This is a genomic window from Butyrivibrio sp. VCD2006, assembly GCF_000423925.1.
In the GTDB taxonomy this organism is placed as follows: domain Bacteria; phylum Bacillota; class Clostridia; order Lachnospirales; family Lachnospiraceae; genus Butyrivibrio.
On record NZ_AUIX01000008.1, the window covers coordinates 1 to 14301 of the forward strand.

12 protein-coding genes are annotated in these 14301 nt (G+C 41.2%); 9 read left to right on the forward strand and 3 right to left on the reverse strand.

Annotated features, from left to right (window positions below):
- The first annotated feature begins 219 nt into the window (after window positions 1-219).
- Complete coding sequence (locus G586_RS25980) at window positions 220-357, forward strand: hypothetical protein (RefSeq protein ID WP_155834024.1); 138 nt, start codon at window positions 220-222, stop codon at window positions 355-357.
- A 65-nt stretch (window positions 358-422) separates the two neighbouring features.
- Entirely contained in the window at window positions 423-1334 is a 912-nt protein-coding gene (locus G586_RS0104915) for a hypothetical protein (RefSeq protein WP_026526833.1), read from the forward strand.
- A gap of 85 nt (window positions 1335-1419) precedes the next feature.
- Here G586_RS0104915 and G586_RS0104920 read toward each other — a convergent pair whose 3' ends face one another.
- The 3 genes from G586_RS0104920 to G586_RS0104930 all read right to left on the reverse strand — a co-directional run bounded on the left by G586_RS0104920 (window position 1420) and on the right by G586_RS0104930 (window position 3418).
- Window positions 1420-1695, reverse strand: a complete 276-nt coding sequence (locus tag G586_RS0104920) for a PqqD family peptide modification chaperone (protein ID WP_026526834.1) — start codon at window positions 1693-1695, stop codon at window positions 1420-1422.
- Between the two features lie 149 nt (window positions 1696-1844).
- The gene (locus G586_RS0104925) at window positions 1845-2657 is read right to left on the reverse strand and encodes a sensor histidine kinase (RefSeq protein ID WP_081674201.1); all 813 of its coding nucleotides are present in this window, start codon (window positions 2655-2657) and stop codon (window positions 1845-1847) included.
- Window positions 2658-2734: 77 nt separating this feature from the next.
- Entirely contained in the window at window positions 2735-3418 is a 684-nt protein-coding gene (locus tag G586_RS0104930) for a response regulator transcription factor (protein ID WP_026526836.1), read from the reverse strand.
- A gap of 137 nt (window positions 3419-3555) precedes the next feature.
- Here G586_RS0104930 and G586_RS0104935 point away from each other — a divergent pair, with 137 nt between their 5' ends.
- From G586_RS0104935 to pknB, 7 genes are all read left to right on the forward strand, one after another.
- Window positions 3556-4497: an AraC family transcriptional regulator gene (locus G586_RS0104935; protein ID WP_026526837.1), complete on the forward strand. Its 942-nt coding sequence runs from the start codon at window positions 3556-3558 to the stop codon at window positions 4495-4497.
- Window positions 4498-4745: 248 nt separating this feature from the next.
- On the forward strand, window positions 4746-6155 hold the full coding sequence (locus tag G586_RS0104940) for an ABC transporter substrate-binding protein (RefSeq protein ID WP_026526838.1): 1410 nt from the start codon (window positions 4746-4748) through the stop codon (window positions 6153-6155).
- Between the two features lie 243 nt (window positions 6156-6398).
- Window positions 6399-7298, forward strand: coding sequence for a carbohydrate ABC transporter permease (locus tag G586_RS0104945; RefSeq protein WP_026526839.1), 900 nt, complete (start codon window positions 6399-6401; stop codon window positions 7296-7298).
- A complete protein-coding gene (locus tag G586_RS0104950; RefSeq protein WP_026526840.1) occupies window positions 7291-8121 on the forward strand; it encodes a carbohydrate ABC transporter permease in 831 nt (276 codons plus the stop codon). The genes G586_RS0104945 and G586_RS0104950 overlap by 8 nt, the downstream gene beginning before the upstream one ends.
- A gap of 92 nt (window positions 8122-8213) precedes the next feature.
- The gene (locus tag G586_RS0104955) at window positions 8214-11282 is read left to right on the forward strand and encodes a glycoside hydrolase family 2 TIM barrel-domain containing protein (protein ID WP_026526841.1); all 3069 of its coding nucleotides are present in this window, start codon (window positions 8214-8216) and stop codon (window positions 11280-11282) included.
- A 249-nt stretch (window positions 11283-11531) separates the two neighbouring features.
- Entirely contained in the window at window positions 11532-12275 is a 744-nt protein-coding gene (locus G586_RS0104960; protein ID WP_026526842.1) for a Stp1/IreP family PP2C-type Ser/Thr phosphatase, read from the forward strand.
- On the forward strand, window positions 12272-14281 hold the full coding sequence (pknB, locus tag G586_RS0104965) for a Stk1 family PASTA domain-containing Ser/Thr kinase (RefSeq protein ID WP_026526843.1): 2010 nt from the start codon (window positions 12272-12274) through the stop codon (window positions 14279-14281). The genes G586_RS0104960 and pknB overlap by 4 nt, the downstream gene beginning before the upstream one ends.
- Window positions 14282-14301: the final 20 nt, after the last annotated feature.

A 14301-nucleotide genomic window follows, 5' to 3' on the forward strand; every position in this document is an offset into this window, starting at 1 on the left:
AATGAGCGACCGGTCAATGAATCTTACATTATTGTAACAAGTGGGTAAATCCTATACTCAATGTTTTAAACATTCTAAAGCTCAGCGCAGCAAGTGCGCAGAGCTGTGATAATAATGACGGTAATAAAAATATTACAATTTGGTAAGATTCCTTGCACCAAAAAATATTTGGGAATATTATAAAATAAGTAATATAAAGTCACCAAGGAGGATTGTGTAATGAAAAAGACATGGAATGATGCATCACTTATTGAGTTAGATATGACAGCAACAGCTACAGAGGGAGAGGGATATGAAGTTGATCCTAGCGGACATGCTCATGCTATTTCTGGTGAAGATCTGCCTGATATCTACTAATTTATTAAGTGTGTACGGACCAGTTCATTTCGAACTGGTCTATTTTTGATGGAGCGATATTTGATATGTATTATTACGAAATATATGGCCTGAAAATTGTTACGGATTATGAGCTTGAAGAGGCAATAGGAAAAGAGCCTTTTGATGCGTCTGATGTAACTGTTTTAATGGATAAGGAACATAATACTGCTTATGATATGACTGAAGCTGATAAAGAGTTTGAGGGGTATTTTTACCACTATGAGCCGGCTATGGGCTGGATCAGATACCCGAATCAGGGAGCATTTATTATTGAAAATGGTAATAGTATTAAATATAAGCTCTATGACGGATATAACAGGCTCCTTATTAATGAGATTATTCTCTGTCTGGCACTCCCGATAGTAATAGTACAGAGGCAGCAGCTGATGCTGCATGGAAGCGGACTTGTAGTCAATGATAAATGTCTTATCTTATCAGGAAAAAGTGGAGCAGGGAAATCCACGCTTACCAATGAATTGATAAGGCATGGTGCTAAGTTCCTGGCGGATGATACGGTTGCTTTGGAAGTTGATGATGATGTTTATGCATATCCTGCATATCCTCAGCAGAAGCTGTGCCTTGATCAGATAAGCGAGGAGCTTAAGAAGGAATGTACAATGGTGCTCCTTCCGGAAGATGATGGAGTTGCTAAATATGGGGTAAGGGATCGGAATAGGTTTTATGACCATAAGATAAAAGTCGATATGTTTGTAGTCATAAACCCCACTGATGATGTTTCTGAGCCGGTACTTCAACAGATAGTCGGTGCAGATGCCATGGGGCTTGTTTTGAATAATATATATCAAAGAGGTGCATTTAAAAAGGTCGGTATGTCACCGGAGCTATTTCAGAAATGCATTACAGTAGCCAAGGAAGTCAAAGTTTACAAGCTGTCAAGACCACGTAATGGTATGACAACTAAAGAACAGGTTAAGCTGATTATGGAAAATCTTTGACTTCTGGCGGGCAATTTCCGCTTTTGACCGCAAAAAGTCATAGATTAAATTAAGTTAATGGCTTGTTGAAACTTAAGAAAGGCTCTTAATCAAAAAGAGTAATGAAATTGGATGATTCCAATTGCTGGAGGAATTTCTCTATACCGGACAGACATGTAGCTTCATCGATTTCATATAGATCAAGCATGGTATTGAGAAGGGCTCCGACAGTTGTTTCGGTTTGTATGTTATCCCAAATATCAACAGCAGTACCTTTCAACATATAATACTTACCATTTTCAAAATCTATCATGACCTTATCTCCGGCCATGTCGGTGACGTTTATATGCTTGATCAGTTTTATTTTTGTGTCCTTATTCATAAAAAAATACTCCAATTATCACAGATTGTCTTATTGTCATTCATCCGGTAATAATTCATTGAGTAATATTTTTTTGTGTAATAACAAATCAGACAAAGCAATTTTAACATATGCTTTAAGAAATAAAAATAAATTTGTTTCGTGTATATTTATGATTGGCATACTGGCAACATTATTGTGAATGCCGTTCCATGGTCTTCTCCTGTTGATGATGTGCAGGATATGGTGCCATTAGATAATTCGACAATCCTTTTGCAGATTGACAGACCGAGTCCTGCGCCGCTTTCGCTGCCGGGTGTCCTTGAAGCGTCTGACATAAATGACTTATCAAAAACTCTTGCAATATCATTTTGTTCAATTCCTTCACCGGTATCCCGGACTTCAATAACAGCCGAAGAGTTGTCATCGGAAAGCTTTGCGGATAGCGTGATAGAGCCTCCCTTAGCTGTGTGTCTTCTTGCATTTTCGAATAGATTATCAAGAACTCTGTTCATGTAGTTTGTATCTACATATATTCCCCATTCAAATTCCATAGGAACATCAAGAAACAGGTTTAAATCTTTGTATTTTGGATCAAGTTCGTTTGTGAAAAAGTAATCCTCAAGATAGTTCCCGCAGGGAACAACTGCCGGCTTTAGAAGTTTTTCATTTGTGCCAAGTTTTGTAAGCAGGAAAATCTCCTCGATCATGAATTCGAGAGACTTGGATTTTGAGTCAATAAGACTATACATTTCAGTGCGCTTTTTGTCGTCAATCGAATTATCACTTTCAAGATATTCTATAGCACCTCTGATGGCTGCGATAGGAGATCTCAGATCATGGGAAATGTTGTAAAAAAAGTCCTTTTGCTCACGGATGTTATTGGCAAGCTTGGTATTTGATTCATAAAGTGCCTTTGACAGTTCGTCAACAGTCATCGTGGGTTCATCATACTGCTGTTTCTTTTTGGATTGCATTTTCATATTTTTGAGCTTTGACCTTTCGGATGTTTTAATCAGTTTTTGTTAAAAATTTCTATTGGATGGGATAATCGACCGTGTTAGTGCGGGATTATGAATTTATATCCCTTTCCGTAGCTGGTTTCGATGCAGTTCTGCAAACCGTTAAACTCGCACAGCTTTTTTCTAAGCCTGCTTGCCTGAACCATGATTGAACGTCTGTCACCTTCCTGATATATCCCCCAGATTTTTTTGCCTATTTCTTCAAAGGTGATAATCTTATCGGGAGAAGAAACAAGCATGAGAAGAAGCTCGTATTCACGGTTGGACAGCTGGATCTCGGTATCGTTATTGTAATAGACCTTATGTGTCAATAGCTTTATCTGAAGCGGCGGATATGAAATGATATTCGCCGTTTTGGTGATCTTTTTCTTGGAGATTTGCAGCTTGATTCTTGCTGATAACTCTTTTAAGCTATAGGGCTTTGTGATGTAGTCATCAGCACCTGAAAGGAGACCTTCCACGCGATCATCCTCGGAATCACGACCGGAGAGAAGGATAATAGGGGTATCTGTCATATCCTTAATTATGGAAACAGCTGACAGACCGTCTGTTCCGGGCATCATAATATCAAGGACAATACAGTCGGGATGCTCCTTTTTTAATGCCTTTATAGCATCGTCTGCGGTACAATAAATTATGACCTCGTAGCCTTCCTCGGTGAGATAACTGCTGTTGATATTTAAAACATCCTTGTCGTCATCAATTAGCATTATTTTGTGCATAGATTAAACTCCTGATTTTGGAAACTCGTTTTTAAAATTATAACTCGAAAGTAGGCGGATTCACATACTTGAGAATAATATATTCTGAGAATGTTTGGATCGGAGATTTTTTTTAGTAAATCATATATAATAGCCTCATGGGACGAAAAAAGAAACAGACAATTGAATTCAGATTTTATGAGATACCCCAGGGACATAGCTGCCTTGCGCTTCTTGGCGATAAATGGATCAGGGTTTATGGAGAGGGTGAAAACACTCTTCATTTCCACAACCTGTTTGAGGTTGGATACTGCAGATATGGCGACGGAGAGATGGTGTTCGATGAAAGAGATTACCACTACGAGACGGACATGTTTTCTGCAATACCTCCGAATTATCCGCACACTACACTTAGTGAGGATGAGAATTTCTGGGAGTATTTTTTCTTTGATCCTGAGGCTATAGTAACAGGACTCTATCCCGATAATGTTCCCAAGCAGCGCGAAGCCTTGGCTATTATCAATAAACGAGCTGACCTTATGAATGCTTCGGAGCACCGGGACATGGCTGAGATTATTAAGCGCATTATGGAGGAAATGCGGGATAAGAATTCCTATTACAAAGAAACTACGCAGAATCTTATCAATACCTTTGTCCTTATGCTCATGAGAATGCATAAGTCAATGGATGCAGAGGCTCCAACACTCACGGAAATGGAGACCGGAGGAGATATTGTCAGCATAAAGCCGGCTATTACTTATATTGAGGAGCACTATGCAGATGATATCAGGGCTCAGGAACTTGCAAATGTTTGCAATATGAGTGAGACACACTTCAGAAGAAGCTTCGTGGATATAATTAATATGGCTCCCATGGATTATCTTAACCTTGTGAGAGTTCAGAAGGCATGTGACACCATGAAGAAAACAGAACACTCCATGGAAATTGTTGCTGTAGAATGTGGCTTCGGCAATGTGTCTACTTTTAACAGGAATTTCAAAAAATTCTTGGGAACATCGCCATATCAGTGGAAAAAGAACAAGGATAATTACGTGGGTAAGCTCCTGGACTACAATATTCATGCTTTAAAGGGCTGGTAAGGCTTAAAATGGGCAACTTAATCATTTAAGTTTGTTCAAATTCTATTCAAAATTTGTTCATAATTGGTCGTTAATGCACATTTTGTACTTAAAAATGTGCATTATTTTTTTGCCTCATTGGTATAATATACATAGATTTGATTCGAAAAGAGATTATTTCAGTCAAATTGCCTAAAACTCATCTGACGAGGTAATCACTTACAAATCAGGAAAAACGTTATTTTATTTTCATTAGGGAGGACATAATAATGAAAAGAAAAGCTTTATCAATGATTCTTGCATCAGCAATGACACTTTCAATGATTGCTGGATGCGGTGGCAGCGGCGCAGCTGACACAGCAGCAGACACAACAGCTGAGACAGCAACAGAGCCTGCTGAGACAACAGAAGCAGCTGATACAACAGCTGAGACAACAGAGGAGGCTCCTGCAGCAACTGCAGACGTAGCTTCTGAGGGAGAGCATGAGCTTTCAGTTTATGCATGGGATAAGAACTTCAACATTCCTGCTCTTGAGGCAGCTGAGAAGGCTTTCCAGGAAGTAGATCCCGAGTTCAAGCTCAATATCATCGAGCAGTCAGCTTCATCTGACGTTGAGAACGCAGTTACACTTGCTGCTAACTCCGGTGATTATTCACAGCTTCCTGACATCGTTCTTTTCCAGGATCACTACATTCAGAACTATGTAACAAACTATCCGGATGCATGGATCGACCTTGAAGATGCAGGTATTGACTGGAGCAACCTTGGTGCTGAGAAGATTTCTTACTCAACAATCGATGGCAAGCACTACGGCGCACCTGTAGATAACGGAACATCAATTTTTGCATATCGTACAGATATCCTTGAAGAGTGTGGCTACACAATCGACGATGTAACAGGAATCACATGGGACAGATGGCTTGAGATCGGCCGTGAAGTTAAGGAGAAGACAGGCAAATATCTTCTTTCCATGGACCACAACGGAGACGATCTTCCTTACATGATGATGCAGGCTGAAGGCCTTTCACAGTGGAAGGATGGACAGCCCTTCTTTGTAGGTAACGAAGAGCTTAAGCAGATCCTTCAGGTTATCATCACAGGCGCACAGGACGGTGTTATCTACCTTTGCAATGACTGGTCTGAGTACACAGATACATCAATCATCGGCGACCAGGTAGCAGGCGTATTCAATGGTAACTGGATCATTCCTACAATGGAGCAGAACGCAGAAGCAAGTGGTAAGTGGGCAATCACAACTATTCCTACACTTTCAGGTAAGGAAGGTTATGCAGCTAACGGTGGTTCTTCACTTTATGTAACAGCTAACTGCTCAAAGCCTGAGCTTGCTAAGTCATTCCTCGCTTACACATTCGGTGGCGGAGATGGTGCTATTGCAACATATGACGATGCTCTTCGTAACGGTGGTGTTATCGGAACATGCATTTCAGCTTCTAAGTCTGATGTATATCAGGAAGGCGTAGACTTCTTCAATGGTCAGTCAATCTATGCTGACATCGTAGCTATGGGTGCTAAAGTTCCTGTAGTAGAGCAGAGTGACTATCACTACAACGCTCGTACATACATCCAGGCAGCTATCACAAACGTTATCAACGGTGCTGACCTTGATGCAGAGCTTCAGGGCGCTGAGGATCAGGTTAAGTTCGAGATGGGACAGTAAAAGTGAGATAGAAAATCTTTGATTTTCGTGATTGAACTTTGTTCTGGAAAACGCGAAGCGTTTTAGCAGAACTACCTTGTGAATCTGGAATCATTCAATTTTAGGGTTATGAATTTTTAGAGAAGGTTAAATGAACGGGGAATCGGACTTCCGGTTCCCCGTATTTTAGAAAAGCAATTACTTGTGAAGCACTCCCTGTCAGTAGGGGAGCAGGACTTCAGAAAAATGTATAGGAGAACAAAAATGGAAAAGAAAAAGAAAATGGGCCTTGTAGCTAAACAGAGAGCGGCCGGCTGGCTCTTCCTTGTTCTTGCATCCGCGATGATCATTGTAATGAGTTTTTACCCCATGGTGCAGGCACTTATTACTTCTTTTAAGACGGGTACAGGTAAAAACTTCAAATGGGCTGATCCCTGGAATTACAACTATGTGAGAATGTTCCAGGATAAGATGTTCATGAAATCTGTAGGTAATACATTCCTGTATCTGATAATCCAGGTACCGATAATGCTTATACTTGCGATTCTTCTTGCACAGCTCCTTAACAATAAAGATCTCAAGTTCCGTGGTCTTTTCCGTACTTGTGTATTTCTTCCTTGTGCAGTATCGCTGGTATCATATGCACTTATCTTCAGATCAATATTTGCAACACAGGGTCTTGTAAACATTATCCTTACAAATCTTGGTCTTATTCATGAAAACATTAACTGGCTTGGCCAGACAAACACGGCGCGATTTGTAATTATTATCGCACTGATATGGCGATGGACCGGATACAACATGGTATTCTATCTCGCCGGACTACAAAACATCGAATATTCAGTGTATGAGGCAGCCAAGATAGATGGAGCAAATGCCTGGAAGACTTTCTGGTATATGACAGTTCCGCTTCTTAAGCCTGTAATTATAATGACATTCATCATGTCAATAAATGGTACACTGCAGCTCTTTGATGAGTCAGTCAACCTTACCAACGGTGGACCTGCAAATACCACAATTACTATGTCTCATTACATTTACAATAACTCATTCGGACAGGGTGTTGCTAACTTCGGTTATGCATCCGCAATGTCATTCTTTGTACTTGTGCTTGTTGCTATACTTGCAGCAATCAACTTGAAAGTAGGTGATACACGTGACTAATAAGAAAAATAGAAGTGCCATTCAAAAAAGGCTCATTCCTACATACATATTTTTGATAATTGTATCAATTTTCTCCGTGTTCCCGCTTTTCTGGATGATCACGGCAGCTACAAACCAGTCTGTTGACGTATCAAGAGGTAAAATCTGGTTTGGTAACTTTGCAGCACAGAACTTTAATAACCTGGTAAACAGTTCAAATCTTTGGAAGTCATTTGGTAACTCACTTCTTTATGCAACTGTGCAGACACTGCTTTGTATTTTTATCTGCTCACTTGCAGGCTATGGCTTCGAGCTTTACCACGATAAGGCTAAGGATATTCTTTTTGCTATCCTTCTTATGGCTATGATGATCCCGGGAGTTGCTACTATGATTCCCCTGTTCACAATGATGAGTAAGCTAAAGCTCCTCAACACAGTTTGGGGCTTTGCACTTCCCGCAATATCAACACCGTTTATGATCATGATGTTCAGACAGAATTCCAGAAACTTCCCGCCGGATATCATGGAGGCAGCAAGAATAGACGGACTTTCAGAGTTAGCGATTTTCTTCCGCATGTATATGCCGGTTATGAAATCAACATATGCAGCTGCAGCGGTAATTACATTTATGAATGCCTGGAATGCTTATCTGTGGCCCAGAGTCGTAATGACAGATAACAGAGCTCAGACAATGCCTATGCTTATAGCAAACCTTGCCGGTGGTTACACAATTGACTACGGCATGCTTATGATGGGCGTATTGTTCTGCTCACTGCCTACTATGATAGTATTCTTCGTTCTGCAGAAGCAATTCACGGAAGGTATTACCGGTTCCGTTAAGTAACGGTATTTGGCGCAGGAGAGAATATGTACTTTCCTGCGCTTAATTTTTAAAGGAATAAATAGAAAAATTCCGAAATCTAATGAGGTTGTATTATGAAAGAGTTTCAATATGAGATAGTTAAAAATCCTGAGATTTTTATGGAGAACAGACTTCCGGCGCATTCTGATCATGTGGCTTACAAGTCACTTTCTGAGATGAATACAGGTAAGACAAGCTATCGGCTCAGTCTTGATGGGGTATGGCATTTTCATTATTCGAAAAATGTAAATGATGCTCCGGATGGATTTTGGGCGAAGGATTATGATACTACGCCGTGGGATAGGATAAACGTTCCCGCGCATATTCAGATGGAGGGCTATGATAAGCCTCAGTATGTTAATATTCAGTATCCCTGGGACGGATCAGAGGACTTAAGACCCGGAGACATACCGGAGAAATTTAATCCTGTCGCGGATTATGTAAAGCTCTTTACACTTCCTAAGGAATTCAAGGGCGAAAAGATTTGCATTTCATTTCAGGGTGTAGAAAGCGGTTTTGCACTTTGGCTTAATGGAAAATACATCGGATATAGTGAGGATTCCTTTGATCCTGCTGAGTTTGATCTTACGGATGCCCTTGTTAAGGGAGAGAACAAACTGGCTGTAAGAGTATTTAAGTGGACTTCAAGCAGCTGGTGCGAGGATCAGGATTTCTTTAGATTTTCCGGTATCTTCAGAAGTGTTTATCTGTTTGCGGTACCGAAGGTTCATGTTTCTGATCTTACTATTGAGACAGGCCTTGCTGATGATTTTAAAACAGCTAGTCTTTCAATCAGCGCAGCTACAACCGGCAGCGGAATGATGGAACTAAAACTCCTGTATAAGGGTGAAAAGATTCTTGAAGGAAAGATTCCGCTTTCTACTTCAAGGACCACAACAGGAAAATGCGATTTTGAAAAAGTTTATCTTTGGAGTGCAGAAGAACCAAATCTCTATGAACTTTATCTGACAATTACAGATACAAGAGGTGTAGTTTACGAAGTGATAAAACAGCATATCGGACTTCGTAAATTTGAGATGAAAAACGGACTTATGCAGCTTAATGGAAAGCGCATTGTATTTAAGGGCGTGAACAGGCATGAGTTCAGTCATAGAAACGGTCGCGTACCTGACAGAGAAGAGCTTATTCAGGACATAATAACCATGAAGAGGCATAATATCAATGCCATCAGAACAAGTCATTATCCTGATGACAGTGCAATTTATGAGCTCTGTGATATATATGGTCTTTACATGATCGCTGAGAATAACTTAGAGACCCATGGAAGCTGGGAGCCCTTTGAAAGAGGAATCGAGACAGAGGATTTCGTTGTTCCCAAGGATAAAGATGAGTGGAAGGAAATGCTTCTCGACAGAATAGATTCCTGCTACCACAGAAATAAGAATCATCCGGCAATCCTTATATGGTCTGTTGGTAATGAGGCCTTTGGTGGCTCAGTGATTTACGAAATGAGCAAACGCTTCAAGGAGCATGACAGCACCAGACTTGTTCATTATGAAGGACTTTTCCATGACAGAAGATTTAATGACACTTCTGATATGGAGAGCCAGATGTATCCTTCAGTGGAATCGATAAAAGACTTCCTTAAAAAAGATAAGAAGAAGCCTTTTATCTGCTGTGAGTACTCGCATGCTATGGGTAATTCCTGTGGTGGAATGCATCTGTATACTAATCTTACAGATGAAGAGCCAAGATACCAGGGCGGCTTTATCTGGGATTATATAGATCAGAGTATCCTTAAAAAGGATCGCTACGGCAAATATTTTGAAGCCTATGGCGGAGATTTTTACGACAGACCTACTGATTATAATTTCAGCGGTAACGGCATTGCATATGGAGACAGAACTCCTTCTCCTAAGATGCAGGAGGTTAAGTTTAACTATCAGAATATTTCCGTTGAATTCGAAAAAAGTAAGTTTAAGGTAATCAATAAAAACCTGTTTACTGATACTACGGAATTTAATACAGTGCTTCGTCTTCTTGCAAATGGCAAAGAGATATTAAAGAAGAAGATAGAGTGCTCTGTAAAACCGCTTTCATCAAAAACATTCACTATTCCGAGTGAAATTACGGAAGAGATGCTTGACTATGAAACCGGCTTTGGTCTTACAAGTGGAACCCTCGAGTTTGTACTTATAGTTTCATTCGAGCTTAAGGAAGATACTATATGGGCTGACAGGGGACATGAGGTTGCCTTTGGACAGACAGTGCTTAAGAAAGTAGTTAAGCCATTTAAATGCAATGAGAAGCTCAGAATAGTTAGAGGAAAGAATAACATCGGAGTTCATGGTGATGAGTTTTCAGCCCTCTTTGGAATAATGGGTCCGGGTCTCCTGTCATATGTATATTGTGGCAGAGAGATGATAGAGAAGGCACCCGCACCTAATTTCTGGAGAGCACCTAATGACAATGATTGCGGAAGCATGATGCAGCAGCGCTATGCACAGTGGAAGATAGCCAGCCTATATGCTTCTGTTAAGGGTAAACCTGATAATGATATGTGGTTTGCGGAAGTTACTGAGGGTAAGAATAGTGTTAAGGTAGCTTATAGATATTATCTTCCTACAACACCTGAAGCAGAGTGCAGAGTTCTCTATGAAGTATTTGGTGACGGTACAATAAAAACGACCATGAGTTATGATGGTGTTAAGGGACTTCCTGACATGCCTGAGTTTGGAATGATATTTAAGCTTAATGCTGACTATGATAATCTTACATGGTATGGACTTGGGGCTGAAGAGACCTATGAGGACAGAAAGCGTGGTGGAAAGATCGGCATTTATTCCAACAAGGTTTCAGACAACATGGCAAAGTACCTTATGCCACAGGAATGCGGAAATAAGTGTGATGTAAGATGGGCAAGAGTGACTGATCTAAAGGGTAGAGGAATGGAATTCTATGGCGACAATATTTCATTCAGTGCACTTCCCTACACACCTCATGAGGTAGAGAATGCAATGCACGACTTTGAGCTTCCGGAGGTTCATTACACGGTAGTAAGAGCAGCAATGCAGCAGATGGGAATCGCAGGTGATGACAGTTGGGGCGCAAGGCCGCACCCGGAGTACAGACTTCCTGCAGGAAAGAAGCTTGAATTCTCCTTTAGCTTTAAAGGAATTTAAAAACACATATTGTATATAGTGCAGGCCGGAGATTGCATTCTCCGGCCTCTGCTTTATATTTATCTTTCTCCTGAAACAGCTTTCTTTTTGCCCTTTTTATGAAAACATCTATGCTGTGATAATTGTCAAATTACCTCATTTGTGGTATATTTTTTAATTGGCAAAGGCTCTATTTTAACGATATTGAGCTAATCAATATGCCAAAAATTACTAAATAATAATTACTTAATTATTTGATCGGAGGCATCCTTGCTAAAAACTTTTTCCATAACTGACGTAGGTCAGAAACGAAAACTTAATCAGGATTATGTATTTTCCTCCGACAGACGAATCGGAAATCTGTCAAATGTATTTATTGTGGCTGATGGTATGGGTGGCCACAATGCGGGAGATTACGCATCCAAGTTCACGGTTAATACCATGGTTGAAGAGATTGAGAAATCCTTCGAACAGAACCCGGTGCGTATTTTGGAAAATGCCATTAAAAGAGCAAACCAGAAGCTTAGAGCGAAGGCTTCTGAGGATGAGCAGCTATATGGAATGGGGACTACGGTAGTAGCTGCTACAGTCATGGGTAGATATCTGCAGGTTGCAAACGTGGGGGACAGCAGACTGTATGTTATCGGCGATGACATCAGACAGATTACCAGAGATCATTCACTTGTACAGGAGATGGTTCGCGCAGGCGGACTTGATCCGGAAGAGGCGCGCACTCACAAGGAGAAAAATATCATCACCCGTGCTATCGGTGCTGATGATACAGTTGATGTGGACTTTTTTAACGTTGAGCTCGAGAAGGGGGATATCGTGCTCATGTGCTCTGACGGGCTTACCAATATGCTCGAGGACCAGGAAATCCGCATGATCGTGAGTGGACAGCGAGATATTATTGAGAAGGCACAGAAGTTAGTGGATATGGCAAACCAGCATGGCGGTAAGGACAATATCGCTGTTATCCTGATTGAGCCTTTTGCTGACGGAGGAGCTGAATGATTAAGATAGGAATGATGATCGGAGATAGGTACGAGATCCTAGAAAAAATAGGGACCGGCGGTATGTCCGATGTTTACAGGGCAAAAGATCATAAGTTGAACAGGCCTGTTGCAGTGAAGGTTTTAAAGCAGGAATTTTCGGAAAATGATAATTTCGTTTCCAAGTTCCGCGTAGAGGCTCAGGCAGCAGCAGGACTGATGCATCCTAACATTGTCAACGTTTATGATGTAGGCGATGAAAATGGAATCCATTATATTGTAATGGAACTTGTGGACGGTATTACCCTTAAGAGATATATAGAGAAAAAATCGAGACTGTCCGTTAAAGAGGCAGTCAGTATAGCGATACAGGTTGCCATGGGACTTGAGGCTGCTCATAATAATCACATTATTCACCGTGATATTAAGCCTCAGAACATCATTATTTCCAAGGAAGGTAAGGTTAAGGTAACCGACTTTGGTATTGCCAAGGCAGCAACAAGTAATACGATCACATCCAATGTAATGGGATCTGTACATTATACTTCACCTGAACAGGCAAGGGGTGGATACTCCGATGCGAAGAGTGATGTATATTCACTTGGTATCACACTTTTTGAAATGCTCACAGGACGTCTTCCATTCAATGGAGATACTACTGTTGCTATCGCGATCAAGCATATTCAGGAGGAGCTCCCATCACCTGCAGAGTTTAGTGATGAGATTCCGATAAGTGTTGAGAAGATAGTGATGAAGTGCTGCCAAAAGAGTCCTGACAGAAGATATCAGAGCGCAGCAGAGCTCATTACGGATCTCAAGAGATCATTGATTACACCTGACGAGGATTTCGTAAATCTTGTTGATCCCGATGAGGAGAGTGCTACAAGAGTTGCTACCGAGGCTGAAGCTAAGAGCATCAACAGCATGACAGATACTGAACAGATGCGACTCAATGCCGACGTTGTACGCGAGTATGAATCTCAGAAAAAGCGTGATCAGAATTATTCAAAGCGTCGGGATGAAGAGTTTGACGATGATGAGGATATGTATGACAGAAGATCCTATGGAGACAGCGAGAGGATCGAGAAACTGACCATTGCGCTTGCAATAATAGGAGCAGTCCTTGTCGGAATAATTGTCATTGTCCTTGTGGGAAGGCACATCGGTGTGCTTGGAGGGGATGAGCCCGGAGGACTCCAGACGGAGGCTATAACAGGTGAATCCAACACCGAAAACGGAATACAGATTCCTGATGTTACTGGGAAGTCTTATGTTGAGGCTGTTACCGCACTGAAGGATAAGAACTTTAAATTTGAAAAGATAGAAGATGATAATAGTACTCTCGCAAAGAATACAGTAGTTTCACAGGAACCTGCCGGTGGATCATTTGCTGAGAGTGGATCAGTGGTTAAGATTACTGTTAGTACAGGTAAGGGTGCAGAGTCTTCTGCTCCTGTCGCAGAGTCCACGGCCGCTGAAAGCGAAAGCTCAGCTGATGCATCAACGACTGAGGTCAGCAGCTCACAGGTAGCTGTGCCGAACCTCGTAGGATTATCTATTGACGAAGCAATTGCAACTCTTACAGAGCTTGGACTTGTTCAGGGCAGAGTGGTTGATGTCAATAATGATACCTATGGTGTTGATGTTGTAACTGCGCAGAGTAAGCCTGTAGGAACAATAGTGGATCCCGGCACTTCTATTGATATTGAGAAGTCCATCGGTCCCAAGAGCGTATCCTATAGCTATTCAGGTGACATAGCTGCTCCTACAGAGGGCCCCAGTTATACAGATGGTGTTTCTGTTCATGTTTCCTTTGTAACTGCGGATGGTACATCACTTCTTGATACAACGACAGCATCATTCCCTATTACAGGAGTTGTTCGCACCGGACTTACTTCCGCAACAGGAGTCATCACATTTACTTATACTGCAACCAGTCCTGCTACAACGGACGAGGCAGGCAATGTAATAGAAGGCTATACCGAGGAACATACAGTTACACGAGCAGTTACATTTACACAGGAGTAAGAGAGTTAGAACCTTTACGG

Bases quoted from the DNA above. Each gene is read 5' to 3' on its own strand.
- G586_RS25980 (WP_155834024.1), top strand. From the start codon at position 220: ATGAAAAAGACATGGAATGATGCATCACTTATTGAGTTAGATATGACA.
- G586_RS0104915 (WP_026526833.1), top strand. From the start codon at position 423: ATGTATTATTACGAAATATATGGCCTGAAAATTGTTACGGATTATGAG.
- G586_RS0104920 (WP_026526834.1), bottom strand. From the start codon at position 1,695: ATGAATAAGGACACAAAAATAAAACTGATCAAGCATATAAACGTCACC.
- G586_RS0104925 (WP_081674201.1), bottom strand. From the start codon at position 2,657: ATGAAAATGCAATCCAAAAAGAAACAGCAGTATGATGAACCCACGATG.
- G586_RS0104930 (WP_026526836.1), bottom strand. From the start codon at position 3,418: ATGCACAAAATAATGCTAATTGATGACGACAAGGATGTTTTAAATATC.
- G586_RS0104935 (WP_026526837.1), top strand. From the start codon at position 3,556: ATGGGACGAAAAAAGAAACAGACAATTGAATTCAGATTTTATGAGATA.
- G586_RS0104940 (WP_026526838.1), top strand. From the start codon at position 4,746: ATGAAAAGAAAAGCTTTATCAATGATTCTTGCATCAGCAATGACACTT.
- G586_RS0104945 (WP_026526839.1), top strand. From the start codon at position 6,399: ATGGAAAAGAAAAAGAAAATGGGCCTTGTAGCTAAACAGAGAGCGGCC.
- G586_RS0104955 (WP_026526841.1), top strand. From the start codon at position 8,214: ATGAAAGAGTTTCAATATGAGATAGTTAAAAATCCTGAGATTTTTATG.
- pknB (WP_026526843.1), top strand. From the start codon at position 12,272: ATGATTAAGATAGGAATGATGATCGGAGATAGGTACGAGATCCTAGAA.